Source organism: Bacillus sp. R86525 (assembly GCF_042466195.1).
GTDB lineage: Bacteria > Bacillota > Bacilli > Bacillales > Bacillaceae_G > Bacillus_A > Bacillus_A nitratireducens.
This window is the reverse complement of record NZ_JAXHPX010000007.1, coordinates 2,568,947-2,591,514: the sequence shown is the minus strand read 5'-3', so window position 1 is coordinate 2,591,514 and position 22,568 is coordinate 2,568,947. Positions and strand designations below refer to the sequence as shown.

Below are 22,568 nucleotides of genomic sequence, written 5' to 3'. Positions count from 1 at the left end.
CCCATTAAATCTGCTTAATTTCTTTTACATTTGCACTTTTATCAACAGTAAGAACACCAGTATATTCAATGAGTTCAATCTCACAGTTCGGCCCCACTGTAACATTATTTCCTCTTACCGTTCTTATGTGAGCATAATCAATATCGATATTGTCACCTTCTAATAGTTCAGCTTCTAATTGTAAACCAAATACTGTTTTAAAGAGTCTACTAAAAGTACTTAGTCTATGCTTTACTTTAATCGTTTGACCACCAATCTCTTTCGCTCGACATGTGCCGTGAATATTAATATTTATTTCATCGGCGCTTAATAATCCGCCAATTGTAAATTGTCCTTCTGAAGAAAAAGTATCTACTTCACAATTACCGTCAATTGTCGCTTGACCGTTGACTTTAAATTCTTCACCAGTGACATTTCCACCTATCGTACCTTTTCCTGCAATTTTTAAACTGTTCGCCTTCACATCTTGCGTAATTGTAGCTTTCCCATCAATTCGCATCGTTTCTGCATGAACTGTACCATCAACTTTACCTGATCCACTAATTCTTGCATTGCTACTGTTCAAATTACCAGTAACTGCACCGTAACCGTTACATTCAAATTGGTCACATTCAATATTTCCATTAACAGTACCTTTTCCATTTAATTGCACTTTATGAAACTCGCCGCCATTCGATGAACCGTAACCATTTATAATCAAATTATCTGTACGCATACTTTCTCCTCCACTACAACAGTTTAGCTTTTAATGCTTCGGTATATTTCATAATCGCTTCGCGTAAAACAATTTTGGTGCCTTTTTCAAAAATTAAATCGTCCACATTTGTAACTAATAAACATGTAGAAATCCCTAACTTTCGGACGATGATTAAGTCACAAGTTTTATGTTTAATTGCTTCATAATTTTCACGTAAAACTTGCAAGACCATTTTTCCTTCTTCTAAACTAATCTCTCCCGATTGTAGTAATTCTTCTAACATATACACATAAAGAATATCTACAAATTGAAATTCTGTTGTTTTATTCGTTTGTTCTATGAAGAATTGTAAAACTGGCTCTGATGCAATACCCTTACGTAACAAATCATCTTTTGTTAAATGAATTTCTGTCACGCTCGGTGAAAACATATTTGCTAATTCATCTAGTGATAAATCCTCTTTCATCGTTTGAATTTTATCAATACGTTCTAATATCTTTTCTTTCGGAAAAAATGTTTCCTGACCTGTGAACGTTGACTTCCGTACAAACCAATCTTCCGGTATTAAATTTTTTCTTTTCCACCTATATAACTGTCCGTATGAAATACCCGTTAGTTCTAATAAATCTTTTTTTGAAATTAAATCTGTACTCAACTGTATAACACTCCTTCCTGATAACAATGTAACATAACACTGTTACGCTGTAAATGGACTTTTATCGCAAATAGCGTAACAATGCGTAAAACAAACATGTCTTGCACACAAAAAAAGCTCTTACACATCTCATGAAAAATGCGTAAGAACCCTTATATATCATGGCTTAAACCATATTTCATAAAAATCAATCCAACCTTGTGAATTAATTATTATATTTTGTATTTTTTCGTGTGAACTTACTTGCTGTTTGTTACGGTACAAAGGAATGATATGAATTTGACGTAACAGTGTATCCTCAATATCGCGTAACAGTGTAACTCGTTTCTCTACTTTACTCTCCATAAAGTACGGCTGCAATGTTTCGTTAAAGTTTATATTGCTTTGCTGATGAATAAAACTGTTTTTTGTAAGAAACATGTATAGTAAACTCTCTTCAATACGCTCGCTAATTGTCGCACTATCATGCATAATATCAGCCTTTTGTATCGTACTTATTTGCAACAACTCTTCTGTTTCAAGAAATTCAATATCAATTATAATTCCGTATTTCGCACACTCTTTTTGTATCCAATTGGAGTCTTCAACATGATCTTGTCCTGTAAATGTGTATAGTCGCAATGTTTCATTACGGTAAGAACTTTCTTTAATAAGCGTATTTATGTCCTCATTTATATGTATTGTACCACTCTTTGTTAGCACTAATTCTTCGGCTATCTCTCCGCGTGCTCCTTGTAATTCCGCAACAATCGCCTTGCTATGAATGATTTTATATAAAGCTTTTCGAAATATCATATCTTGCATGGGTCCTTCTTTTGCAGTATTTAACGTAATGTATGTTACATTCGACTCAAGTCGAGTTAGTTCTTTATGATGCTTTTCTATATCTTTATATCGTGCTTTCGCTAAAACATCGTACGTATTAACACTGTGCTCTACATTCCATAATTCAATTCGGTTGAGAAAAGGTCGCTCTCGAAAATAATAATCATGTGCTTCTAGTACAAATACATCCTCATTCTTTTCACATAACCGAAACGGTCCAGTACCAATTAACTTCCCGTCTTCATCTTCATTTACAATAGAACACTGTTCTGTACTTAAAGCATATAAAAACAACTTATTATCTGTAGATAAACGAATCTGCACAATATAGTCATCAAGAATATGTAAACTTTCAACGTGTTGTAACATCCAAGCATGCGGATTATTTTTCACTTTCATAAATCGTTTAAATGTCTGTTCAACATCATAAGCGGTTAGTTCTTTTCTATTATGAAATGTAACACCTTTTCGTAAGTAGAAGGTCCACATATATTTCTGGTCATCATATTCCCAATAAAACGCAAGTCTTGGCTCTACATTGTTTGTATTTCCGTCTACATACACTAATGTATCGTATATATGTTTTACCATATGACATTCCGAACGCATCGTAGCGTATACAGGGTCTAATGCAATATCTAGGTTCATTTGGACTTGCAAACGTAGCACATCTCTTCTCCCTTTAGATGTCCTTTCGACTTGATAACCGAATATCGAATCAATCCACGTTTGAAATTGCGTTTGCAGTAATGGAAAATGCGAGCTATATCTTTCAATAAATGCACTTCCGCTTTTTACGTCCCCTTGTTTCGTTATTTCTTTTCCTCTTTCTAAAATTAAAGAAAGCGGATGTTTTTGAAATAACAACTTTGAACGATTCCCTCTTCCTCGGCCAGGAAACCACACAATCCAATGTAATTCTTCTAATTTTTTTATGATTAGTTTACTATTCCGCTCTGTACAAAATAATGTTTCGGATATATTTTGTATTGTTATTTCTAATTGCTCCCCTTCAGCTCTCCCTTTTCCATACTGGAGCCATAGGTTCATATATTGCTCCAAAATGCTCATAAAACGCCCCCCTAAAAGATGAAAAATCTTCCCCTTTCATTCTACCCTTTTTCATTTGTAGCTTCCATCTTATCATTTTAATATAGAAAGGAGGAATTAGAAATGAATCATCTTTTAAAACGTTATAACAGGCCAATCCTCATTCGGTTGTTCGGTGAATTGTTAGTCCGAACGACTGAAGCGATGCTAGCTATCATTTTTATTGTTCACGTTAATAAAGCTTTAAATGGTAATGTCATAGTTACAATGCTTCTTTTCGGATTACAGCCACTCGCTGATATTGTATTTACATTAATCGCTGGGGGTGTAACAGATAAATACGGCCGAAAGAAAATCATGTTACTCGGATTACTTTTACAAGCTTTCGCCGTAAGTGGATTCGTTTTTGCTGAAACGGTCGCCTTTTTCGCCTTATTGTATGTAGTTAATGGTATTGGTCGCTCTTTATATATTCCGGCACAGCGCGCTCAAATCGCTGACTTAACGAGGGAAGAACAGCGGGCAGAAATATTTGCTGTTCTGCAAACGATGGGAGCAATCGGCTCTGTAATTGGTCCATTAATCGGTGCCTTTTTCTATACTAGTCACCCTGAGTATTTATTTATTTTGCAAGGTGTAGCTCTTACCCTATATGCCATTCTCGTTTGGACGCAGCTTCCTGAAACAGCTCCACTCATGAAAAACGTTAATAAAACTAAAGAAGTATATTCGCCAAAACAATTTATTTCAAAGCATTATGCTGTATTTGGGCTCATGGTTTCTACAATTCCTATTAGTTTTTTCTACGCTCAAACCGAATCGAATTATCGCATATTCGCTGAAAGTGTATTTCCAAATTTTCTATTCATACTTGTATTTATCTCAACTTGTAAAGCTGTCATGGAAGTTATTCTCCAAATTTCCCTTGTGAAATGGTCTGAACGATTTTCTATGCCTAAAATCATTGTTATTTCTTATTCTTGCTATACGTTAGCTGCGATTGGCTACGGTTATTCCACAACCATATGGTCATTATTTTTAACACTACTCTTTTTAGTAATTGGAGAAAGTATTGCTTTAAATCATTTACTACGATTCGTTTCACAAATGGCTCCAAGTCATAGACGTGGATTGTACTTTTCTATTTACGGTATACATTGGGATATTTCAAGAACTTGCGGGCCTTTTGTAGGTGCACTATTATTAAGCACCTTTAGCGGCAGTACTCTATTTTATATTTGTGCCTTCTTATTAATAATTGGCGGTATTATTCAAGCTTTTTTTGTTCAATCGTTAGAAAAAAACAAAGTAAAAGAGCTGTCCCTATAGGAACAGCTCTTTTACTTAACCTGCCATTTTATTAATACTATCCTCCGGTGAGAACACAGAAATGTGATCTACTTTACCAGTAGATTTCGGAATAACGAATTTCAACTCAAACTGATTATTTACTTTATAATTGTATATTTTATCATTACCGTTGACTTTAACAGACGCTGGTTTTCCTAAAGCCTTTTCGATTTCTTGTAACGTAATCACTTTAAGTTCTGAATGGTAAGATCGCACGTCAAAGACTTGTGATCCTTTATTAAAGCCAAATGCAACATTTTTATTTGTAAACGTCGCATACATCCCGTTTCCTGCTTGCTCCGTCTTATCAGCTTTCCCCCACGCCTTCTCTATTTCTTCAATATCTCCTGTATGCGCTGCATATGGAACATTAGGTACTTTTCCTTCTTTCGCTTGCTCAAATAAATCTTTAATATGGTTAATTGATTTTTGATTAATTGCTACATTTTTTGAATTAGAATCTGTTGAAGGTTTTGCTGAATCTTGACCTTTTGGTTTTTCCACAGGTTCTTTCTCTTTTTTGGGAGCAGTCTCTTCATTCTTTTTACTCGTTTCTGACGTATCGCTCTTTTTTTCCGTACTATTTTCTGATGTTGAATTAGTTTGCTTCTTTTCCTCAGCGTTAGCACATGCGGTTAAAGCCGCTACACACGTTAAAGTTAGGAAAAATATAAGTACTTTCATATATACTTTCATCATTTTCAGCCTCCTTCTTCAACATATTCACTTTTGTAACCATTCCATTACACTACTCCTCAAATTATTTTCCCCCCAAAAAGTAAGTGCTTCGGTTTCTCCAAAAGTACGGACCATATACTCTATATATGATGCTCCTAAAAAATAACCGAGTCGGTTGTATCCGAAATAGTTCCCTCCTGATAAACGGAACCATTCTTTCTCTTTTTCATCTGTCCATCCTTTAACATAATCTTGTAAAAAATGTTTCTTAATTTGATCTTTATGTTCTTCATAGCAAAACAACCAGTCGTCTCCATCATTATCATATGAATAATAGACTGATTTACTTAATCCTTTCGCTATTCTTTGCGATAAATATGTCGCGACTCCCTCACGATATAAACTAACCGCTGCATCAGTCCATTGTGCTTTAGTCCAATCCATTCCACTCTCTTGCAATACGAAATTATGATATATATGTCCGATTTCATGTGCAACGATAACGCAAAGATGCTCCCTTTCAGGAGATAATTTTTCTGCCGCAAGAAATATATCCCCAATAATATCTCTTTCTACAAATGCATTAGAACCAAATCCACCTACAAATAGATGAAAAGTTAAATCTATATTAAAACCAAATTGAATACGATACTCCTCACTCATTTCTTGAATAATAGACGGTAAAATTTCCGAAATAATACGAATGTCTTCTAGTTTTTCAGGATACTTGTTAATTGCACTAGAAAGACGTTCTTCTGTCTTAGGACAGTGATAATTAAAATATTCTTCGAAGGCTTCTGGATACATATCATAATAATTGTTCAAGTCATGTAATCCTATATTATCTTTTTCCAAAAGCTTCAAAAACCTTGGAATTGTATTATGAATCATCTTATTCATCTCCTTGTATACACCTTCTCTCCATACTCTTTATATCCTTCATTAATAACTTAAAATAATCTGTCACAAAAGCTCCTTTAAATACAAAAAAACAGCTGGAAGTAAATATTCATTCCTTGCTGGTTTAATATTTTTTCTTTCTATATTTTATTCAAACCATCTGGTGCCATTAGAACTCCATTAAGATTGCCTATTTATATAATTAAAAAAGCTGTCCTATTTAAGGACAGCTTCAAAATATGTATATTTACACTTCGATTGATTTACCGTCTTCAACGATATGGTAAAGTAAGTGCGCTAAATGATGAATTGGACCATACTCTTCCTCTTCTTCATTTGTTTCACCTTGGAATTCAAGATCATTTAAGTATAATGCTAAAAATTGATAGTATAGTTTTAAATCAAATCCGTAGCAAGCACTTGGTTCTTCATGATCTCCTTCATATTGTAACATTAAGTATTGATCATTTCCTTCTGCATCTTCTGCATCAAAGAATACAAAGAAGCCAACGTTTGTATCTAAATCAAATAGATGACGAGTACCTTTTTCTGTTGCTTTATTGAAGTCCTCTTCACTTAATTTATGTACTGTTGTCGCTTTTGCATTATCTTCTTGATGGAAATTTACTGTGAATGATTTCAATGCTGACACCTCCTGATTGTATAACAGTAGCATAACATATAAAATGGACTGCTTACAAATGTAAACAGCCCACCTATCTTCATTTCCGGATTGCTCGTAACAGAAAACTCACGATGAAGATTAAAATAATCGCACCGATTAAAGCTGGAATAATTGCAAAGCCACCAATAACAGGACCGAATTTACCAAGTAATAACGAACCAAGCCAAGAACCGATAATACCAGCAATAATATTACCAATTACACCGCCCGGCACATCCTTTCCAGTAATTAAACTTGCAAACCATCCTAATATACCACCAACGATTAAATACCAAATCATATCATTACCTCCTATATATTTAACCAATATAAATAAAAACTGAAACAATTGCTTACCATTAGTTATGTTTCATTTTTCGTAAGTTATTCGTCTTATGAAAATCATTCAAATCTGCTTAGCCTATTAAGGACAATCTGGCTTCAATATTGTTCTCATAAATTCGTCTTTAAACGATTGATAATTAAATTCAACGGCGATTCTTTGTATCGGCCGATTATCAAATCGTGTTGGCTCAGCAATTTTTCTAAAGTCAGCTACACTTTGACCTCTCGTTACATCATTCGTCGTACTAATCCAAACTGCTGATTTTTTATATTCAAAAATATTATCATTTATAAAAGAAATGAACGGAAGTAAATCATGGATCGGACTCCCAGCAATACCTGGATATTCTTTTTTATAAAAGTTTTCAAAATAAAAATCAATCATTGGTTTAATAAGTTTCGCCTGTCCTGTTCCTTCTTTATCAATAATATCGACCATTTCAGGAGTAATAAGAGCTTCTTGTGTTACATTTAACGGATATATAGTAGCATTCTTCGCGTATTTCATAACGATATTCGCCGCAATTGGATCGCCGTAAAAATTAGCTTCCGATACTGGTGTAACGTTTCCTGGAAAAAGAAAAGCACCACCCATTATATAATAAGAACATACTCGATTCATTAAATTGGGGTACAATAAAAATAATGTTGCAAGTGTTGTTAATCGTCCTGTCGCCACTATTATAATATCTTCTGGACAAGGCTCAATTAATTTAATCAATTCACAAAAATTTTCTCTTTCACAAATTCTCATTTTCGGTGGAATGATTGGACCTAAACCGTGATCTCCATGAATTTCAGGGAAAAATAAAGGTTCTTCAGCTGTCATTGGTCTACTGGCACCTTCGATAATCTTTACTTCTGTAGCATAGTACTTTTCTAAAAAATATACATTTTCGGTAACAATTTCTCTTGAGACATTTCCATACTCTGCAACAATACCTATAATATCTAATTTGCATGTTTTATTCGCATAAATTAACGTTACTGCATCATCAATTCCAAAATCTCCGAAAAAGATTATTTTTTTATTAACTTTTCTCACCCCTCTCCAGCATAATCTACTATCATTATTATGCGAAAAAGACAAGGCGGTGAAACAGAGATAATTAAAAAAGCCGCCCATTTATTACTTATTGGCGACTTCAATCTTTTTATAAGATAAATATGCTAGTACACTTTTGCTTGAATCATATTTCGGATTATTCCCTTTTCTCGGTTCTCTCATATGTGTTTTTTCAAACCCAGGAATATCAGGCATTCTTTGCAAAAATTCAAGCATTTCTTCCTCAGTTCCTTCAATACGTACACGAATCATTATTGCTATTCCTCAATTCTCATTTTCTCTATACTAAGTATATCGTACTTCAGAAAGTCTGCAAGAAATTTATCTTTTTAATGTTGAACTTTTTTTACAAACGAACAGTGCCATTTCAGTATAGAACGACTCTACTTTATTATTATCAAAGTGAATGTTGAAGAATTCCTGCATTTCGTTTGATGTTTTCATCATACATTCTGTTAACTTTACGCGCTTTTGCACAGGCACATCCATCATATCGCACCACCAGTCAAAATCAAACTTTTTGTCAAAAGTAAGACATGACTGCATTTGTAAACCATGTTTTTCTAATAAAGTAATCCATTCTGTTTTTTTCAAAGCTCGTTCATGGCTTGGATCACGTTTCTTTTCGATAAAGTTATAAAATGTATCAAACTCATTATTTTCTGGTGAAACATTATCAATTAATATAAATAATCCTTCATCCTCTAACGTTCGATGTACTTCAAAAATAAATTGCGAAGGGTCAACAAAATGATGTGCTGCAATTCGGCATGTAATTGTATCAAAAGATTCTTCAGCAAATGGTAACCTTTCTGCATGTCCTGCTACAAATGATACATTTTCATGCCCGTTCCCTTCTATAAAACCTTTTGCCTTTTCTAACATTTTTTCTGTTAAATCAAGAGCGACTACCTCTTTAAACATTGGGGCTAACAAATTAGCAACATGTCCACCACCAGTAGCAATATCAAGAAGACGAGTATTATGACGAGTTTCAACTTGCTGAACTACATATTGTAAATCCGGTCCTTTTGCATGAATTTTACTTTGCACATACTTCTCTGCATTACTACCAAACTGTTGTTTCACAAGTTTTTCTTTGCTCATTTTTATCATCTTCTTTCTATAAAATATTATATTTAATTTATAAGTTCTCTTTATATAATTTCAAATCCTCTTTTAGGCTCGTCTCTTATATTAGATCCTTTTATCAAAAAAGTTTACCTCTATTATTTAAAAAGGTTATGAGAACTTATCCCACAACCTCACAATGTATCTCTTATATTTGAAGATCTTCTTACACGTCTAAATAATTTATATCCCCCTGTAACTTCACAAAGACTTCTACTTCGCTATTAGTAGCCTCTCTTGCATGCAATCCATATTGATCCATGCCAATCCATATCCACCCAGGACTACCATAAAGAATATCTAGGTTAAAATGCTCCAACTTAGTAAGTTCTGTCCTAATAAATTTATGCCTACTTGCAATTTGCTTATCAATTAAACCATATTCTTTCCCATTTTCAAATAGCGCTATAATCTTTCCTACAAGTGGATGTTCACGAACAATAAATTGATATTCTTTTTCATTTATATTCTCCACAATCGTACTAGAATCAGGTACATCAAATCTAGAATTCGGTATATTCATCTCGATCAGCTCCTGTATTGGTTTCACTAATATCGTAACAGATGAATGTTTGGATATTGTTAATGTAATGTAAAAAATAAAAAAGCTGACTTCCCTTTAGAAATCAGCCTTTATATTTTGATCATCTTTATACTTTTACAAACTATTATAATGTTTCTTTTTCCTCATCATTTCCGGAAACTAAATTCCCAATAGCATCTGCCGTTACCTCAACTACAAATTCACAAATCCCTGCTACAACTTCTCCAATTACTTCCTCCATCTTTCTACCCCCTTGTTTTATGGAACTTATTTGTAGTATAGGAGATATTGGTTAATTTTAACTATCGGCAAAGGTGACAAAAACATTACAGATTTGTAAGCTATTTCAATGTTTTTTGTATTTATACTTCTCCCCTTTGAAACTTTAAGTATTATTAACAACCAGATAGGTCATCATAATATAAAGTATTTAAGAATCCTAATTTAAAGGAGGCGTGTAAAATATACTACGTAAAATTAATTAAAGGTCAATCTTTCTATGCTTTTGATCATCGATTCTTAGTGTCTCATGAAGAAGAGGTTTCGGAAAAAATTTTTAATTACTTACGCCGGAATGAATTCTTCGAAGTACGTAAAGAAGAATATTCTGCCTAAAGTATGAAAAGCATCAAAAAATGACTCTCATAATTGGGATTTTTTCTTGATGCTTTTATATTATCTCCCTTTATTCAACATTACTCCTCAATTCACTTAAAATCTTATAGTATATGTCCAAGCTAATTCATCGTTACCTTCATATTCTAGTATATGAGGAGGTGACGAATATGACTCATATCATTGATTATCAAGCTACTCAACCTTTAAATAAAACCGGTGAAACAACTTTTGCAATTCCCCATTCCCCAGAAAAAGCAATTCTAGCAAATATTAAATTAAAAATTTCAAGAAGAGATGCACGTAATAATCGAGTAGAATTAATTGCTACAGTTGGGGTTGAAGGTATAACTGAGATTTCACAAATTTTATTCCGAATTTTCCGTGACAATACAGAAATCTTCAACGCTCAAGTAGGAATTGAATCTACAGATTCTGAGCAATTTTACGCGCAAACATTTCAAGCTATAGATCAAAATGTTAGCTGCGGGACTCACGAATATTCATTAACTGTAGAAAACCTTACTAGTGGTGCAAGTGCAGACATTGTTGGTCCTCTGTCTTTTAGTGGTTTAGCTATTGGACAAGATCATAAGTGTTGCTAATTTAATCTATTTTGGTTTTTTGAGAAAAGTAAGACGTATTATCTGCGTTCTTACTTTTTTTATTTTCCCCACACTTACCTTCCCTTTGAATTTACTTGTGAATTTTTTGTATTTTTAGTTACCCATTGTATCACTTAATTCATCATTTTTTTACAAATCAAAAAGATTGAAATCTATTAATGAAACACGTAATATAGACTCTGACTCTAAAAAAGTTCGTTAAAAATAATACATAAAATAAGGAGGTTTTATATACGAGTTTTTCATTTTAAAAGACGGAGAGGTTTTACATTATGTGGCGTAATAAAAATGTTTGGATTGTGTTAATTGGGGAGTTTATTGCTGGTCTAGGGTTATGGCTTGGTATTCTTGGTAATCTTGAATTTATGCAAAAATACGTCCCTTCTGATTTTATGAAATCCGTTATATTATTTATCGGACTGTTAGCTGGAGTTCTAGTTGGCCCAATGGCTGGCCGTGTCATTGATCAATATGAAAAAAAGAAAGTTCTTCTTTACGCTGGATTCGGTCGTGTTATTAGTGTTATTTTCATGTTTTTCGCCATTCAATATGAAAGCATCGCATTCATGATTGCATTTATGGTTGCACTTCAAATTTCAGCTGCATTTTATTTCCCTGCATTACAATCTGTAATTCCTCTAATCGTTCGTGAGCATGAGTTATTACAGATGAACGGTGTACATATGAATGTTGGTACAATCGCTCGTATTGCGGGTACTTCACTAGGTGGAATTCTTTTAGTTGTAATGAGTTTACAGTATATGTATGCCTTCTCAATGGCAGCATACGCTTTATTATTCCTCTCAACGTTCTTCCTACAATTTGAAGATAAAAAGTCAACTACATCAAGTAAAGAATCAGCTAAAGATAATAGCTTTATGGAAGTATTTCGTATTTTAAAAGGAATTCCTATTGCTTTTACAGCACTTATATTAAGTATTATCCCTCTATTATTTATAGCTGGATTCAATTTAATGGTTATTAACATTAGCGAAATGCAACATGATCCAACGATTAAAGGATTTATATATACAATTGAAGGTGTCGCATTTATGTTAGGTGCCTTCGTTATTAAACGTTTATCTGACCATTTCAAACCTGAAAAATTGTTATATTTCTTCGCTGTTTGTACCGCTTTTGCACACCTTTCATTGTTCTTTAGCGATATAAAATGGATGGCTCTTACATCGTTTGGTTTGTTTGGCTTTAGTGTCGGCTGTTTCTTCCCTATTATGTCGACAATTTTCCAAACGAAAGTAGAAAAAAGCTATCACGGTCGCCTCTTCTCATTCCGTAATATGTTTGAGAGAGTTATGTTCCAAATTGTCTTACTTGGAACTGGCTTCTTCTTAGATACGATTGGGTTACAATATATGGTTCTCATCTTCGGAGTCATTTCGTTGTTGATTATTTTTATTTCCTTATCTAAGCAGAAACAATTTGAAAAACAAACGTCACAATCTGCGAATTTATAAAACTAATACTTCTTAAGAATGGATCCCGTATTTTACTGGGTCCATTCTTTTTGAATTTCAAGGATTAAAATCTATTCTCTTTATGTAGTTCAAATATTTAAAGGATTATCCCCTACTACTTTCGAATAAAATAAATTATAGATTTTTCAAAAAGGAGCTGTGGAAATGTCTGATGGCATCCAATTATTAATTATCCTTCTTTTTTCATTGATCCTGTTTGGCGTCCTTAATTTTTTAGCCATTTCCTTATCTCAAAATAACTTTAAAAGAAGGATTGTTGCAGGTTTCCTATTTTTATTGTTAACTCCCATTATCTTTTTGACTACTACAGCATTCACCTCTATATTCGATAAAGGTGGTTTGGGATCAGCTAACCTAGTCTTCGTTATTGTAAATGTATATATTGTAAATGGAATTGTCATTCTTCTCTCCGCTTCATTTATCCTCAAAAAACATAACATAAGATAGAGTACTAGGCATGAATCTGGCATTACACTAGATTCATGCCTTTTTATTTTGAAAATCTCACCTTTCTCCAAATTTTTATGTGAAATTTAATAATTCTTTATAAAAATTTAAACTTTATTTTTTACAATATTCCTATCGTATTCGCACGTTTATAAAAACTAATAAGAAAGGAGTACACAATGAAAAAGTTTCTATTTATTTTCCCTATATTAATCGTTCTACTTAGTGGATGTAGCAATAATGATATATACGGCTCTTGGGAAGTCATTGATAATAAAAAAGGTGAATGCCCTGTATATTATAAATTTGAAACAGTTGTAAAAGAAGAAAAGAAAGAAAAAGTTATTCACAATTTAGTGGAAATGCAAACAACAAATAAAAAAGAGGATTTATTTAAAGGATCGTTTGTTAAAAATTCTAACGTGTATCGTATTGATTATGGTAACTCGTTTACATCGGATCAATCTTTAAAAGTTGTCGATAATAAATTAAATGTATACTTTTTTACAACTGAAAAAACATGTACATATAAAAAAACAAACAATTAATATTCATTTGTAACGTAGAAATATTTTCTGCGTTATTTTTATTTTCCCCTTATTATCCTCCCTCTAAATTTGTCAATCGTTTTAATTTTCATAAAAAAATGATAAAATGTTAACATGTGTTTTCAGAATAATTAAAAATGCAGAAAGAAAACACTGTTTTTAGGAGGGGTTTTGATGACTTACACGTTAGCAACTAGAATGAAAGCATTCCAATCTTCTATATTTAGTGAATTAGGGGCCTATAAAAAAGAGAAAATTGCAGCAGGTCATAAAATGATTGATTTAAGTATCGGGAATCCCGATATGCCTCCTGCTGATTTCGTAAGAGAAGCAATGGTACATACGGCGAGTGAAAAAGAAAGCTATGGATACACATTAACAGGCATACAAGAATTTCACGAAGCTGTAACTGAATATTACAACAACACTCATAACGTTATATTAAATGCTGAAAAAGAAGTTTTATTATTAATGGGTTCACAAGACGGACTCGTTCATTTACCGATGGTTTTTGCAAATCCGGGAGATATTATATTAGTTCCTGACCCAGGATATACGGCTTATGAAACAGGAATTCAAATGGCCGGCGCAACATCTTACTACATGCCATTAAAGAAAGAAAATGATTTCTTACCTAACTTAGAAGTTATCCCTGAAGAAATTGCTGATAAAGCGAAGATGATGATTTTGAACTTCCCAGGAAATCCAGTTCCAGCGATGGCTCATGAAGATTTCTTTAAAGAGGTAATCGCATTCGCGAAAAAGCATAATATTATTGTTGTCCATGATTTTGCTTATGCTGAATTTTATTTTGATGGTAATAAACCAATTAGCTTCCTCTCTGTACCTGGGGCTAAAGAAGTTGGCGTAGAAATCAACTCTTTGTCAAAAAGTTATAGTTTAGCAGGTAGCCGTATTGGTTATATGATTGGAAATGAAGAAATTGTTCGTGCACTTACTCAATTTAAATCAAATACAGATTACGGAGTGTTTTTACCAATTCAAAAAGCAGCATCAGCTGCATTAAGAAATGGCGCTTCGTTTTGCGAAAAAAATCGCGGTATTTATCAAGAACGTAGAGATACTTTAGTTGATGGATTCCGAACATTTGGTTGGAATGTTGATAAACCAGCTGGTAGTATGTTCGTCTGGGCTGAAATTCCGAAAGGCTGGACTTCTATAGATTTCGCTTATGCATTAATGGATCGTGCGAATGTCGTTGTTACACCAGGTCATGCATTTGGGCCTCACGGAGAAGGCTTTGTACGTATTGCACTCGTTCAAGATAAAGAAGTGTTACAACAAGTTGTTGAAAACATTAGAAATAGTGGTATTTTTTCTCTTGAAAAAGTAAATGAATTAGTTAAAAATTAATGATAACTCCCCTGCTTAACTGTAGCAGGGGTATTATTATTCCTGGAGGTACGATATGAATATTAAAGATACTCTTCCCCATCGCTATCCATTTTTAATGATCGATAAAATTACAAATGTTAAAGAATCTCAATCAGCTACAGGATACAAACTGATCACAAATAACGAGTGGTTTATTAATAAAAATCAAAACTATATGCCTCATATGCTAATTGTAGAAGCACTGGCTCAACTTAGTGCTTTTGTCAGTACAGGTGAATCTGGAGGTCTTGGTTTCCTCTCCTCTTTAGATGGGGTGGAATTTCATGAAAATGCGTATCCCGGTGATAAACTTGATTTACATTATGAATTAACACGTAACAGACGAGGTTTTGTTCTTGGGAAAGGAATTGCCTCTGTAAACGGTCAATCAATCGTTACCATTGAAAAGCTATTAATATATCAAGCTGATTAAACAGATCACATAGTAAGGGGTAGGAAAATGCGGAATGTTGTTGGTATTGATGCTGGGGGAACATTAACAAAAATTGCTTACTTTAACGAAATGAACAAATTAGTTTTCGAAAAATTTTATTCATATGAACAAGAAAGAGTTAAAGAATGGCTGCAAAGTCATAATTCAATTACACAATTATGCATTACAGGTGGCAAAGCTAAACAGTTAGAAGAACTACTTTCAGGTTCATTTAAAGTAGTAGAATTAAACGAGTTCGAAGCTACATTAGGGGGCGTACAATTCATACTAAAAGAAGAAAAACGTGCTATACAGAACTTTGTCCTAACAAATATCGGTACAGGTACTTCCATTCACTACGTTCACGACAAACAATACATTCGCGCTGGTGGAACTGGAGTTGGCGGCGGAACAATTATGGGTCTTTCAAAACTATTGACAAATATAGATCATTTTGAAGATGTGCTACCGCTTACGAATATAGGATCAAGAAAAAGTCTAGATATTACGGTTGGAGATATTTATGGCGGTATTCTCTCCCCTATTGATAACAACTTAACTGCTAGCAATTTTGGAAAAGCGGCCATTACAGACTCAAATTATAGTAGTTCAGATATACTAGCTACCGTTCAAGGACTTGTCGGTGAAGTCGTCACAGCATTAAGTCTTCAATTCGCCGAAGCGAAAAATATTGACCATATTATTTTCATCGGTTCTACTCTATGTAATAACGTATATCTTCAAAATATTATTAGTAGCTATACAGAATATCAAAACAAAATACCAGTCTTTTTACAAGACGGCGGTTATAGTGGTGCAATTGGTGCTTTACTTCATAGTTCGAAATAAAAAAGCTGACTTTTGTCAGCTTTTTTGCAATGGTACTTCAAATTCAATAATTGATTCTCCATTCTCACCAATTCGTTCCACACTAATTCTATCAATTACACAATTTAACTTCTCATGAAAACTAGGAATATCCTTCGCTATTTCAGCTGCTAACTCCGCGCTATCTTTTCTCCCAACTGTTACATGTGGTATGTATGAAATGTCTCTTTTCAAAAATCGTAATAAGGGGCCTGTATACAATTTATCATGTAGTTTTTCTATTTGTTCTTTTCCTTGCTCAATTTCTAAAAATAAATAGCCTCCTATACTAGTTACACCACTTGCAAACTTAATCTCAATTGTACCTATCCCTTTTGCCAGATTCGAAATATGTGATTTCAATTCATCATTTGAAATATTACCTTCAAAAGGAAATACAATTGTTATGTGGGGAGGAATTAAACCAAATAAAGGATCGTGTATTTCTCTCATACTTTCTATCTCATCAGTTGACATGTTATTTAGAAAAAGTAAAATTGTACGCATTTTTATATCCCCCACTCTCCTCAATTTTTTATATTTATCATATTGCATGGTAGCTTGCACTTCAACAAGTTATTTCACTTACATATAAAAATAAAAAACTTCTCAAATGAGAAGTTTTCATATAGCATGATTATTATTTTCTCGCCAAACTTTCCTAAACTTTATATAACAAGCAATTCTCCACGGAATAATATACGATACTGCAACTACGTAAAATAATAAACCTATTGTTTGCTGATCTAAGTCAACAATATATTGTCTTGAACCATATCTTAAAATAACAATTCCGATAAAAGTAATTAAAAAGGCAGCACTTTTTTTCGTATAAATGTTTCCGTCTTCTCTTCGCTCATAGCTTGTTAGAACTATAAGTGGGATTGCGAAAATCACCCCAATGGATGCTGCTATAGTCACTTGTAATATAGCTGGATGTACTGGACCAAAAAACAATAAAATACCCGGTGTTAAAAATAGTAATGGCCACAAAATACGTTTTCCCGTCCCCTTAATTGGCTTATACATAGAACGATATCGTCGCCAAAAAATTAGCAGTGCCACGCATAAAAAGACGGTTATTAGTGAAGAAGTATCTCCCATACAGTCTTCCTTCTCTCTTAAAGTATTTGTGCTTAAATCGTATCCTCAAAAGAAACTTTACGAATAAATAGAGCGCTAATTATAAAGTATATTAAAATAAGCACTATCGAAATTGATATAAAATTGGGTATATCAAGTAACAATTTACTATCAATAAATACCAATTCTTTCAAACCTACCTTACCATAAATTGTACTCGTCAACCCCAAGAAAAAAATCACACTAAAAGCAAAGCCTATCCAATTAAATCTTTTCTGAAAAATAGTTGTTAATTGAAATAAGCTAGCTAATAATAGATAGAACACGAACTGTGCAAAGAATTGTTCGATTGTATGTGCTCCTAAATTTATATGTTTCGTTTCATAAAATGTACCTTGTAACAGCAAAACTTGTAGAAATGAAAAAATTATTGATTGTAATATGATAAAACATACTGAACCAATAAAGAATTGTAATCTAGTAACGCCAAATGAGACAACTGTACGAAATATGTCATCTTGAACAAGAAAAACACTTGCCACAATAAATATTGCAATTGCAATAGATGAATTATTGAAGATATCATGTAAAAATGCTACCTTTAGTCCCTTTATATCAGTTGCAGTTGTTGTCCATTTTATAAGTAATGCCACACACCAAAAGATAAGAATAGCCTTATAATGAAATTTCATATGTAACTTTAATTGTTTTAAAAGCATTTTCATTTCACCTCATTATCTGTTAGATAAATAAATAGTTTTTGCAGTGTTACTCTGTCTATTTCTAACCCTTCAGTTTCTATCAGCTCATAATCTCTAGCAGAAAGATCTCCCCATATCGCAGAAATCTCTTTATTCCCATACAACTCTTGTTTTACAACATTTTTCCCCATTAAAAAATTTGTCACTTTATCTTTATGTCCTGATATTATGTGTCCTTTTTCTAAAAAATCTTCCACAGAGGATTGAACAGCTAATGATCCTTCTTTTAATATGATTACATTTTCTATAACATGGGACACTTCCTCAACTAAATGTGTTGATAAGATGATTGTTCGTGGATATTCACTATAATCTTCCAATAGTAATTCGTAAAACAACTCTCGATGTGCTGCATCTAAACCGGTAGTCGGCTCATCAAAAATAGTAATTGGTGCTCTACTAGCTAAACCTTTAATAATACCAACAATTGTTTGCATACCATGGGATAAATCATAATATTTTTCTTTTGCATTCAATTGAAATTTTTTAATAAGTTCCTCAGCATATTCTTGATCCCAATTTTCATAAAACATGTTACACAAATAAAAAACATCTTTTACCTTACTACTTAAATTAATGTTTTCTTTCACCTTTACGAAACAAATATTTCGCATCGCTTTACTATTTTCAAAAACATTTTCACCAAATACAGCTACGCTTCCACTACTTGAAATAATTTGACCAGCAAGTATGTTTAATAATGTCGTTTTCCCCGCTCCGTTTCTTCCAAGCAAACCATATATTTTATGCTCTTCCACTGAAATAGTTACTCCGTTAACAGCTAATTTATTTTTATATTTTTTAGACAAGTTTTTCGTTTCAAGTGCAATCATCCCTCTTTCCCCTCCTTCGTAATTTTGTGTATCATGTCCATCAATTCGTCTTTTGATATTTCTAGTACTTTTGCTTCTTCCCACACTTTAGGTAAATACTCGGTCATAAAAGTATTTTGTCTTTTTTTTAGTACGACTTCTTTTGCTCCCTTTGTAACAAACATCCCGATCCCTCTCTTTTTATATAAAATCCCCTCATCTACTAGTAGATTTACTCCTTTTGCTGCTGTAGCCGGATTAATTTGTAACATCTTCGCAAATTGATTTGTTGATGGAACTTGTTCTTCTTCAAGTAATATGTCTTTTAAAATATCAGATTCAATCGTTTCTGCAATTTGTATGTATATTAATTTATTTTGCTCCAGAGTAGGTTTCACAATTTCACCACCTTAGGTTCATAGGTTCATTACTTATGTAATTAACCATAGCACATAAAAATATTTATTTCCATAAATTTCTTTCACAAAAAAGAGAGTCATCAGTGTACGAATGACTCTCTTTCCAAAATTTTTAAGTTTCAACTCTTGTTCTCAAATTCTTTTCATTTATACCATTTTGACAAAAGTTAAATTGTTGTTTCTTTATAGACTTTGTACGATCTACTACTTGCCCTAAATGATAACTTGTATGCTCCACTAAATGTAATAAACTATGAAGATCAATTTGTCTTTTTTCTTCCCTAACTTGTATATATGCTTTTCCCCATTCACCAAATACTTCTTCAACGTACTGTAGCAAAACTTCAATACTTTGTCGTTTTACTGGAAAATACTCCTCGATTCCCTTTTCAAAAACTATATTTGGATTTTTATAACGACTAGTATTTCTCTGTATATGTTCACAAATATGCAGTACGATTCCACCAATTGAATTGACAGAATCCCCTTGTTTCCACAAATCTTCTTCACTAACGAGGCTAATTGCCTGTACGAACTTAGATAAATAATGATTCTGCATTCTATGATAAGTAATTTTGTATACTAACTCCACCTTTTCTCCTCCCATCATTTCAACTGCTGCACTGGATATTTAGCAAATAAAGATTTCCGAAAATCTTTATCATTTATAAGCAGTCTAATTTTTTCGTTATTATCATTAAGGAACTTTACTACTTTCTTTTTATCCCATATATCATTTTCTTTTGGAAAATCATCAAATTTTCCATACAGGATTGATAGTATTTCTTCTCTTTTTATCGTGAAATTATTGTTTTCTACTTGAAACTCGTAACTTTTCGCATTTGGTACTAAAATCGCTAGATAAATAACGTTAAAGAGAAAATTCTTCTTCATCGTATCCTTACTATCAAGCCAATACGTCGCAACCATATCTTCTGTAAGAGCTCCATTCCCTTTTGCACCATAGTTCACCTTTATGCTTTCATTCTCCAAACTTATACTTTGAAATGTTTCACCACCGGGTAAATGATTAACAATTGCAACCACATCTGAGTTATTACCAACGTATGTCCCAGCATATTTCTTAAAATCATCAGGTTCAACATCGGATATTTCTTTTATTCTTTCCCCGCTAGAACAAGCAGTAATAAATAAAAAAATTGTTAGCATAACAACCACATTACGATGCATATATTTCATTTAGCATCCCCCATTTTTATCGATATTTCGTTAATTACCATACATCTTCTCAAAATCCTTTAAAACATACGCATTTTAATCAAAATTAAAAATTTTCAATTTTTATGTTTACAATTATCCATTAATTGTATATACTTACTAACGTAAGAAAAATATTCTAAAAGGAGGTCGAATAAAATGATGAAATTACAATTACATGCTTTAACTTTAGCGTTAACTGCACCTTTGTTTTTCGGACAATTGAATATGAATTCGACCACCCTAACGGAGAATTGAAAATCGTACTTTATTTCTATTAATTCATAAATTCGCCACAGGAGGTCGTATACTTTCCTGTGGCTTTTTCACGCCTAGCCATAGGAGAACTATATCTTCCTGTGGCTTTTTTGTGCGATTTTTTAGTCTCTTACATTATTTTTTTAAGAAAGGAGCAACATTCGATGACTATTAACGTATTGTTTTTAAGTATTACGATTCAAAGAAACACACATTCAAAGGCTGAAATGCTTCATAATGAACAAATTGAAAAAGCAATGGATCGTGTTAAGGAGCGCCAAGCACATTATTGCGATCACTTGTAATTCCTTTTCGAAAGGAGGAATTCGCTTATGACTTTTCATATTTTCTTTTTTACGACTGCACTTCAGAAAAAAACTTTATCTGAAGCTGAAATCTTTCGTAAACAACAATTAAAACAAACTATGGATAAAATAACGGACATCAAAAGTTCGTACTATACACAAATGTATTAAAAATATATTTTAAAGGGGCAATATCCTAATGAAATTCAAAGCTTTCTTTTTAACGATTACCATTCAAAAACGTAAACTTTCAAAAGATGAAATTTCTCGTGAACAACAAATTAAAAATATTATGGACGAAGTAAAAGAACGACAGTCCTCTTATTACAATCGTCTTTACTAATTAAATAATAAAGGGGTGATTTCCGAATGAAATTTAAAGCTTTCTTTTTAACGATTACCATTCAAAAACGTAAACTTTCAAAAGATGAGATTTCTCACGAACAACATATCAAAAATATTATGGACGAAGTAAAAGAGCGACAGTCCTCTTATTACAATCGTCTTTACTAATTAAATTATAAAGGGGTAATTTCCGAATGAAATTTAAAGCTTTCTTTTTAACAGTCACCATTCAAAAACGTAAACTTTCAAAAGATGAAATTTCTCGTGAACAACAAATTAAAAATATTATGGACGAAGTAAAAGAACGACAGTCCTCTTATTACAATCGTCTTTACTAATTAAATAATAAAGGGGTAATTTCCGAATGAAATTTAAGGCTTTCTTTTTAACGATTACCATTCAAAAACGTAAACTTTCAAAAAATGAAATTTCTCACGAACAACATATCAAAAATATTATGAACGAAGTAAAAGAGCGACAGTCCTCTTATTACAACCGTCTTTACTAAATAAATGATAGAGGGGCAATAATCCAATGAAATTCAAAGTATTCTATTTAACGATTACCATTCAAAAAAATAAATTTTCTAAGTCTGATATGCTTCATGAACAACAAATTAAACGGGCTATGGACAACGTCAAAGAACGACAAAGTCACTATTGTAGTCACCTGTAATTCCGATTCGAAAGGAGGAATTCATGTATGAAGTTTCACCTTTTCTTTTTAACCATTACGATTCAAAAAGAAACTATATCTGCAGATGAAGTAAAACAAGAGAAACAGTATAAAAAGATTATAGATGAAATTCGTGATCGTAAAAGCAAGTACTACACTCACCTATAATTATTTGAAATTATATTAGAAACGAAAGGAGTCGATTATGATGTTAATAACGCGGTGTAAAGAAATGATTTGGATAGTTCAGAGGGATTCCACGTAGTTTAACAGGAATACTTTATACATGCGTTGCAGTTAATTTGATGTGTAAAAAATATATAATATGCATTTCATACACTCTAAAAATTTGAAAAGATA

At 32.7% G+C, this 22,568-nt stretch carries 35 protein-coding genes; 17 read left to right on the top strand and 18 right to left on the bottom strand.

The genetic code is table 11. The features are described 5' to 3' along the window. Positions 1 to 4 precede the first annotated feature (4 nt). From SJY24_RS15865 to SJY24_RS15855, 3 genes are all read right to left on the bottom strand, one after another. On the bottom strand, positions 5 to 715 hold the full coding sequence (locus SJY24_RS15865) for a bactofilin family protein (protein ID WP_377865368.1): 711 nt from the start codon (positions 713 to 715) through the stop codon (positions 5 to 7). A gap of 13 nt (positions 716 to 728) precedes the next feature. After that, positions 729 to 1,352 carry a YhbD family protein gene (locus tag SJY24_RS15860; protein WP_377865367.1) on the bottom strand — a complete coding sequence of 208 codons (624 nt, stop codon included), beginning with the start codon at positions 1,350 to 1,352 and terminating at the stop codon, positions 729 to 731. A 159-nt stretch (positions 1,353 to 1,511) separates the two neighbouring features. Further along, complete coding sequence (locus tag SJY24_RS15855) at positions 1,512 to 3,248, bottom strand: ABC transporter substrate-binding protein (RefSeq protein ID WP_377865366.1); 1,737 nt, start codon at positions 3,246 to 3,248, stop codon at positions 1,512 to 1,514. A 102-nt stretch (positions 3,249 to 3,350) separates the two neighbouring features. Here SJY24_RS15855 and SJY24_RS15850 point away from each other — a divergent pair, with 102 nt between their 5' ends. Next, positions 3,351 to 4,556 carry an MDR family MFS transporter gene (locus SJY24_RS15850; RefSeq protein ID WP_377865365.1) on the top strand — a complete coding sequence of 402 codons (1,206 nt, stop codon included), beginning with the start codon at positions 3,351 to 3,353 and terminating at the stop codon, positions 4,554 to 4,556. A gap of 15 nt (positions 4,557 to 4,571) precedes the next feature. On the opposite strand, the gene SJY24_RS15845 is transcribed toward SJY24_RS15850, so the two are convergent. The 8 genes from SJY24_RS15845 to SJY24_RS15810 all read right to left on the bottom strand — a co-directional run bounded on the left by SJY24_RS15845 (position 4,572) and on the right by SJY24_RS15810 (position 9,884). After that, the gene (locus tag SJY24_RS15845) at positions 4,572 to 5,276 is read right to left on the bottom strand and encodes a YjgB family protein (protein WP_377865364.1); all 705 of its coding nucleotides are present in this window, start codon (positions 5,274 to 5,276) and stop codon (positions 4,572 to 4,574) included. 24 nt (positions 5,277 to 5,300) lie between these two features. After that, positions 5,301 to 6,146 (bottom strand): aminopeptidase, encoded by an 846-nt coding sequence (locus SJY24_RS15840; RefSeq protein WP_377865363.1) that lies wholly within the window; start codon positions 6,144 to 6,146, stop codon positions 5,301 to 5,303. 256 nt (positions 6,147 to 6,402) lie between these two features. After that, positions 6,403 to 6,798: a cytosolic protein gene (locus SJY24_RS15835; RefSeq protein ID WP_071746243.1), complete on the bottom strand. Its 396-nt coding sequence runs from the start codon at positions 6,796 to 6,798 to the stop codon at positions 6,403 to 6,405. Positions 6,799 to 6,877: 79 nt separating this feature from the next. Next, positions 6,878 to 7,120, bottom strand: a complete 243-nt coding sequence (locus SJY24_RS15830) for a GlsB/YeaQ/YmgE family stress response membrane protein (RefSeq protein ID WP_000638425.1) — start codon at positions 7,118 to 7,120, stop codon at positions 6,878 to 6,880. A 123-nt stretch (positions 7,121 to 7,243) separates the two neighbouring features. Beyond that, positions 7,244 to 8,209, bottom strand: coding sequence for a nucleoside hydrolase (locus SJY24_RS15825; RefSeq protein WP_377865362.1), 966 nt, complete (start codon positions 8,207 to 8,209; stop codon positions 7,244 to 7,246). Between the two features lie 84 nt (positions 8,210 to 8,293). Beyond that, the gene (locus SJY24_RS15820) at positions 8,294 to 8,482 is read right to left on the bottom strand and encodes a DUF3970 family protein (RefSeq protein WP_000621876.1); all 189 of its coding nucleotides are present in this window, start codon (positions 8,480 to 8,482) and stop codon (positions 8,294 to 8,296) included. A 69-nt stretch (positions 8,483 to 8,551) separates the two neighbouring features. After that, positions 8,552 to 9,337: a class I SAM-dependent methyltransferase gene (locus SJY24_RS15815; RefSeq protein ID WP_377865361.1), complete on the bottom strand. Its 786-nt coding sequence runs from the start codon at positions 9,335 to 9,337 to the stop codon at positions 8,552 to 8,554. A gap of 190 nt (positions 9,338 to 9,527) precedes the next feature. Continuing rightward, complete coding sequence (locus SJY24_RS15810; protein ID WP_377865360.1) at positions 9,528 to 9,884, bottom strand: hypothetical protein; 357 nt, start codon at positions 9,882 to 9,884, stop codon at positions 9,528 to 9,530. A 483-nt stretch (positions 9,885 to 10,367) separates the two neighbouring features. Between SJY24_RS15810 and SJY24_RS15805 the strand changes: the two genes are divergently transcribed. The 8 genes from SJY24_RS15805 (at position 10,368) to coaW (ending at position 16,314) form a co-directional block, all read left to right on the top strand. After that, positions 10,368 to 10,520 (top strand): YqbF domain-containing protein, encoded by a 153-nt coding sequence (locus tag SJY24_RS15805; RefSeq protein ID WP_080001761.1) that lies wholly within the window; start codon positions 10,368 to 10,370, stop codon positions 10,518 to 10,520. Between the two features lie 170 nt (positions 10,521 to 10,690). Then, positions 10,691 to 11,125 (top strand): exosporium protein ExsC, encoded by a 435-nt coding sequence (gene exsC / locus SJY24_RS15800; protein ID WP_377865359.1) that lies wholly within the window; start codon positions 10,691 to 10,693, stop codon positions 11,123 to 11,125. 293 nt (positions 11,126 to 11,418) lie between these two features. Beyond that, positions 11,419 to 12,621, top strand: coding sequence for an MFS transporter (locus tag SJY24_RS15795; RefSeq protein ID WP_002013379.1), 1,203 nt, complete (start codon positions 11,419 to 11,421; stop codon positions 12,619 to 12,621). Between the two features lie 165 nt (positions 12,622 to 12,786). After that, a complete protein-coding gene (locus SJY24_RS15790; RefSeq protein WP_377865358.1) occupies positions 12,787 to 13,089 on the top strand; it encodes a hypothetical protein in 303 nt (100 codons plus the stop codon). A 179-nt stretch (positions 13,090 to 13,268) separates the two neighbouring features. Then, positions 13,269 to 13,637: a hypothetical protein gene (locus SJY24_RS15785; protein ID WP_377865357.1), complete on the top strand. Its 369-nt coding sequence runs from the start codon at positions 13,269 to 13,271 to the stop codon at positions 13,635 to 13,637. Between the two features lie 174 nt (positions 13,638 to 13,811). Then, positions 13,812 to 15,011 carry an LL-diaminopimelate aminotransferase gene (locus SJY24_RS15780; protein ID WP_377865356.1) on the top strand — a complete coding sequence of 400 codons (1,200 nt, stop codon included), beginning with the start codon at positions 13,812 to 13,814 and terminating at the stop codon, positions 15,009 to 15,011. A gap of 55 nt (positions 15,012 to 15,066) precedes the next feature. Beyond that, entirely contained in the window at positions 15,067 to 15,465 is a 399-nt protein-coding gene (locus tag SJY24_RS15775) for a 3-hydroxyacyl-ACP dehydratase FabZ family protein (RefSeq protein WP_377865355.1), read from the top strand. 27 nt (positions 15,466 to 15,492) lie between these two features. Beyond that, on the top strand, positions 15,493 to 16,314 hold the full coding sequence (coaW, locus tag SJY24_RS15770; RefSeq protein ID WP_377865354.1) for a type II pantothenate kinase: 822 nt from the start codon (positions 15,493 to 15,495) through the stop codon (positions 16,312 to 16,314). A gap of 15 nt (positions 16,315 to 16,329) precedes the next feature. Here coaW and SJY24_RS15765 read toward each other — a convergent pair whose 3' ends face one another. The 7 genes from SJY24_RS15765 to SJY24_RS15735 all read right to left on the bottom strand — a co-directional run bounded on the left by SJY24_RS15765 (position 16,330) and on the right by SJY24_RS15735 (position 20,607). Beyond that, positions 16,330 to 16,839: a 2'-5' RNA ligase family protein gene (locus SJY24_RS15765; RefSeq protein WP_377865353.1), complete on the bottom strand. Its 510-nt coding sequence runs from the start codon at positions 16,837 to 16,839 to the stop codon at positions 16,330 to 16,332. A 117-nt stretch (positions 16,840 to 16,956) separates the two neighbouring features. Further along, a complete protein-coding gene (locus tag SJY24_RS15760; protein ID WP_377865352.1) occupies positions 16,957 to 17,436 on the bottom strand; it encodes a CcdC family protein in 480 nt (159 codons plus the stop codon). 32 nt (positions 17,437 to 17,468) lie between these two features. Next, entirely contained in the window at positions 17,469 to 18,140 is a 672-nt protein-coding gene (locus tag SJY24_RS15755) for a DUF4052 family protein (RefSeq protein ID WP_377865351.1), read from the bottom strand. After that, the gene (locus SJY24_RS15750) at positions 18,137 to 19,009 is read right to left on the bottom strand and encodes an ABC transporter ATP-binding protein (protein WP_377865350.1); all 873 of its coding nucleotides are present in this window, start codon (positions 19,007 to 19,009) and stop codon (positions 18,137 to 18,139) included. The genes SJY24_RS15755 and SJY24_RS15750 overlap by 4 nt, the downstream gene beginning before the upstream one ends. Then, a complete protein-coding gene (locus SJY24_RS15745) occupies positions 19,006 to 19,386 on the bottom strand; it encodes a GntR family transcriptional regulator (protein WP_000805182.1) in 381 nt (126 codons plus the stop codon). The genes SJY24_RS15750 and SJY24_RS15745 overlap by 4 nt, the downstream gene beginning before the upstream one ends. Before the next feature lie 133 nt (positions 19,387 to 19,519). Continuing rightward, positions 19,520 to 19,999 carry a DinB family protein gene (locus SJY24_RS15740; protein ID WP_377865349.1) on the bottom strand — a complete coding sequence of 160 codons (480 nt, stop codon included), beginning with the start codon at positions 19,997 to 19,999 and terminating at the stop codon, positions 19,520 to 19,522. A gap of 14 nt (positions 20,000 to 20,013) precedes the next feature. Further along, entirely contained in the window at positions 20,014 to 20,607 is a 594-nt protein-coding gene (locus SJY24_RS15735; RefSeq protein ID WP_377865348.1) for a DUF4825 domain-containing protein, read from the bottom strand. Between the two features lie 440 nt (positions 20,608 to 21,047). Here SJY24_RS15735 and SJY24_RS15730 point away from each other — a divergent pair, with 440 nt between their 5' ends. Genes SJY24_RS15730 through SJY24_RS15695 form a run of 8 tightly spaced genes read left to right on the top strand, consistent with a single transcriptional unit; the run spans position 21,048 to position 22,376 of the window. Then, a complete protein-coding gene (locus SJY24_RS15730) occupies positions 21,048 to 21,188 on the top strand; it encodes a YrzI family small protein (RefSeq protein ID WP_377865347.1) in 141 nt (46 codons plus the stop codon). Between the two features lie 27 nt (positions 21,189 to 21,215). Continuing rightward, the gene (locus tag SJY24_RS15725) at positions 21,216 to 21,359 is read left to right on the top strand and encodes a YrzI family small protein (RefSeq protein ID WP_000142704.1); all 144 of its coding nucleotides are present in this window, start codon (positions 21,216 to 21,218) and stop codon (positions 21,357 to 21,359) included. Between the two features lie 28 nt (positions 21,360 to 21,387). Then, entirely contained in the window at positions 21,388 to 21,531 is a 144-nt protein-coding gene (locus tag SJY24_RS15720; RefSeq protein ID WP_128854339.1) for a YrzI family small protein, read from the top strand. A 26-nt stretch (positions 21,532 to 21,557) separates the two neighbouring features. Beyond that, on the top strand, positions 21,558 to 21,701 hold the full coding sequence (locus tag SJY24_RS15715; RefSeq protein ID WP_242400442.1) for a YrzI family small protein: 144 nt from the start codon (positions 21,558 to 21,560) through the stop codon (positions 21,699 to 21,701). Between the two features lie 26 nt (positions 21,702 to 21,727). Continuing rightward, positions 21,728 to 21,871: a YrzI family small protein gene (locus SJY24_RS15710; protein ID WP_377865346.1), complete on the top strand. Its 144-nt coding sequence runs from the start codon at positions 21,728 to 21,730 to the stop codon at positions 21,869 to 21,871. Positions 21,872 to 21,897: 26 nt separating this feature from the next. After that, a complete protein-coding gene (locus tag SJY24_RS15705; RefSeq protein ID WP_377865345.1) occupies positions 21,898 to 22,041 on the top strand; it encodes a YrzI family small protein in 144 nt (47 codons plus the stop codon). A gap of 26 nt (positions 22,042 to 22,067) precedes the next feature. Continuing rightward, positions 22,068 to 22,208: a YrzI family small protein gene (locus tag SJY24_RS15700; RefSeq protein ID WP_377865344.1), complete on the top strand. Its 141-nt coding sequence runs from the start codon at positions 22,068 to 22,070 to the stop codon at positions 22,206 to 22,208. Between the two features lie 27 nt (positions 22,209 to 22,235). Next, on the top strand, positions 22,236 to 22,376 hold the full coding sequence (locus SJY24_RS15695; RefSeq protein WP_377865343.1) for a YrzI family small protein: 141 nt from the start codon (positions 22,236 to 22,238) through the stop codon (positions 22,374 to 22,376). Positions 22,377 to 22,568: the final 192 nt, after the last annotated feature.

Bases quoted from the DNA above. Each gene is read 5' to 3' on its own strand.
- exsC (WP_377865359.1), top strand. From the start codon at position 10,691: ATGACTCATATCATTGATTATCAAGCTACTCAACCTTTAAATAAAACC.
- SJY24_RS15715 (WP_242400442.1), top strand. From the start codon at position 21,558: ATGAAATTTAAAGCTTTCTTTTTAACGATTACCATTCAAAAACGTAAA.
- SJY24_RS15865 (WP_377865368.1), bottom strand. From the start codon at position 715: ATGCGTACAGATAATTTGATTATAAATGGTTACGGTTCATCGAATGGC.
- SJY24_RS15855 (WP_377865366.1), bottom strand. From the start codon at position 3,248: ATGAGCATTTTGGAGCAATATATGAACCTATGGCTCCAGTATGGAAAA.
- SJY24_RS15765 (WP_377865353.1), bottom strand. From the start codon at position 16,839: ATGCGTACAATTTTACTTTTTCTAAATAACATGTCAACTGATGAGATA.
- SJY24_RS15820 (WP_000621876.1), bottom strand. From the start codon at position 8,482: ATGATTCGTGTACGTATTGAAGGAACTGAGGAAGAAATGCTTGAATTT.
- SJY24_RS15730 (WP_377865347.1), top strand. From the start codon at position 21,048: ATGACTATTAACGTATTGTTTTTAAGTATTACGATTCAAAGAAACACA.
- SJY24_RS15695 (WP_377865343.1), top strand. From the start codon at position 22,236: ATGAAGTTTCACCTTTTCTTTTTAACCATTACGATTCAAAAAGAAACT.
- SJY24_RS15705 (WP_377865345.1), top strand. From the start codon at position 21,898: ATGAAATTTAAGGCTTTCTTTTTAACGATTACCATTCAAAAACGTAAA.
- SJY24_RS15830 (WP_000638425.1), bottom strand. From the start codon at position 7,120: ATGATTTGGTATTTAATCGTTGGTGGTATATTAGGATGGTTTGCAAGT.
- SJY24_RS15735 (WP_377865348.1), bottom strand. From the start codon at position 20,607: ATGAAATATATGCATCGTAATGTGGTTGTTATGCTAACAATTTTTTTA.
- SJY24_RS15810 (WP_377865360.1), bottom strand. From the start codon at position 9,884: ATGAATATACCGAATTCTAGATTTGATGTACCTGATTCTAGTACGATT.
- SJY24_RS15775 (WP_377865355.1), top strand. From the start codon at position 15,067: ATGAATATTAAAGATACTCTTCCCCATCGCTATCCATTTTTAATGATC.
- SJY24_RS15750 (WP_377865350.1), bottom strand. From the start codon at position 19,009: ATGATTGCACTTGAAACGAAAAACTTGTCTAAAAAATATAAAAATAAA.
- SJY24_RS15760 (WP_377865352.1), bottom strand. From the start codon at position 17,436: ATGGGAGATACTTCTTCACTAATAACCGTCTTTTTATGCGTGGCACTG.
- SJY24_RS15795 (WP_002013379.1), top strand. From the start codon at position 11,419: ATGTGGCGTAATAAAAATGTTTGGATTGTGTTAATTGGGGAGTTTATT.
- coaW (WP_377865354.1), top strand. From the start codon at position 15,493: ATGCGGAATGTTGTTGGTATTGATGCTGGGGGAACATTAACAAAAATT.
- SJY24_RS15790 (WP_377865358.1), top strand. From the start codon at position 12,787: ATGTCTGATGGCATCCAATTATTAATTATCCTTCTTTTTTCATTGATC.
- SJY24_RS15720 (WP_128854339.1), top strand. From the start codon at position 21,388: ATGAAATTCAAAGCTTTCTTTTTAACGATTACCATTCAAAAACGTAAA.
- SJY24_RS15700 (WP_377865344.1), top strand. From the start codon at position 22,068: ATGAAATTCAAAGTATTCTATTTAACGATTACCATTCAAAAAAATAAA.
- SJY24_RS15785 (WP_377865357.1), top strand. From the start codon at position 13,269: ATGAAAAAGTTTCTATTTATTTTCCCTATATTAATCGTTCTACTTAGT.
- SJY24_RS15710 (WP_377865346.1), top strand. From the start codon at position 21,728: ATGAAATTTAAAGCTTTCTTTTTAACAGTCACCATTCAAAAACGTAAA.
- SJY24_RS15815 (WP_377865361.1), bottom strand. From the start codon at position 9,337: ATGAGCAAAGAAAAACTTGTGAAACAACAGTTTGGTAGTAATGCAGAG.
- SJY24_RS15845 (WP_377865364.1), bottom strand. From the start codon at position 5,276: ATGATGAAAGTATATATGAAAGTACTTATATTTTTCCTAACTTTAACG.
- SJY24_RS15850 (WP_377865365.1), top strand. From the start codon at position 3,351: ATGAATCATCTTTTAAAACGTTATAACAGGCCAATCCTCATTCGGTTG.
- SJY24_RS15780 (WP_377865356.1), top strand. From the start codon at position 13,812: ATGACTTACACGTTAGCAACTAGAATGAAAGCATTCCAATCTTCTATA.
- SJY24_RS15840 (WP_377865363.1), bottom strand. From the start codon at position 6,146: ATGATTCATAATACAATTCCAAGGTTTTTGAAGCTTTTGGAAAAAGAT.
- SJY24_RS15725 (WP_000142704.1), top strand. From the start codon at position 21,216: ATGACTTTTCATATTTTCTTTTTTACGACTGCACTTCAGAAAAAAACT.
- SJY24_RS15755 (WP_377865351.1), bottom strand. From the start codon at position 18,140: ATGAAAATGCTTTTAAAACAATTAAAGTTACATATGAAATTTCATTAT.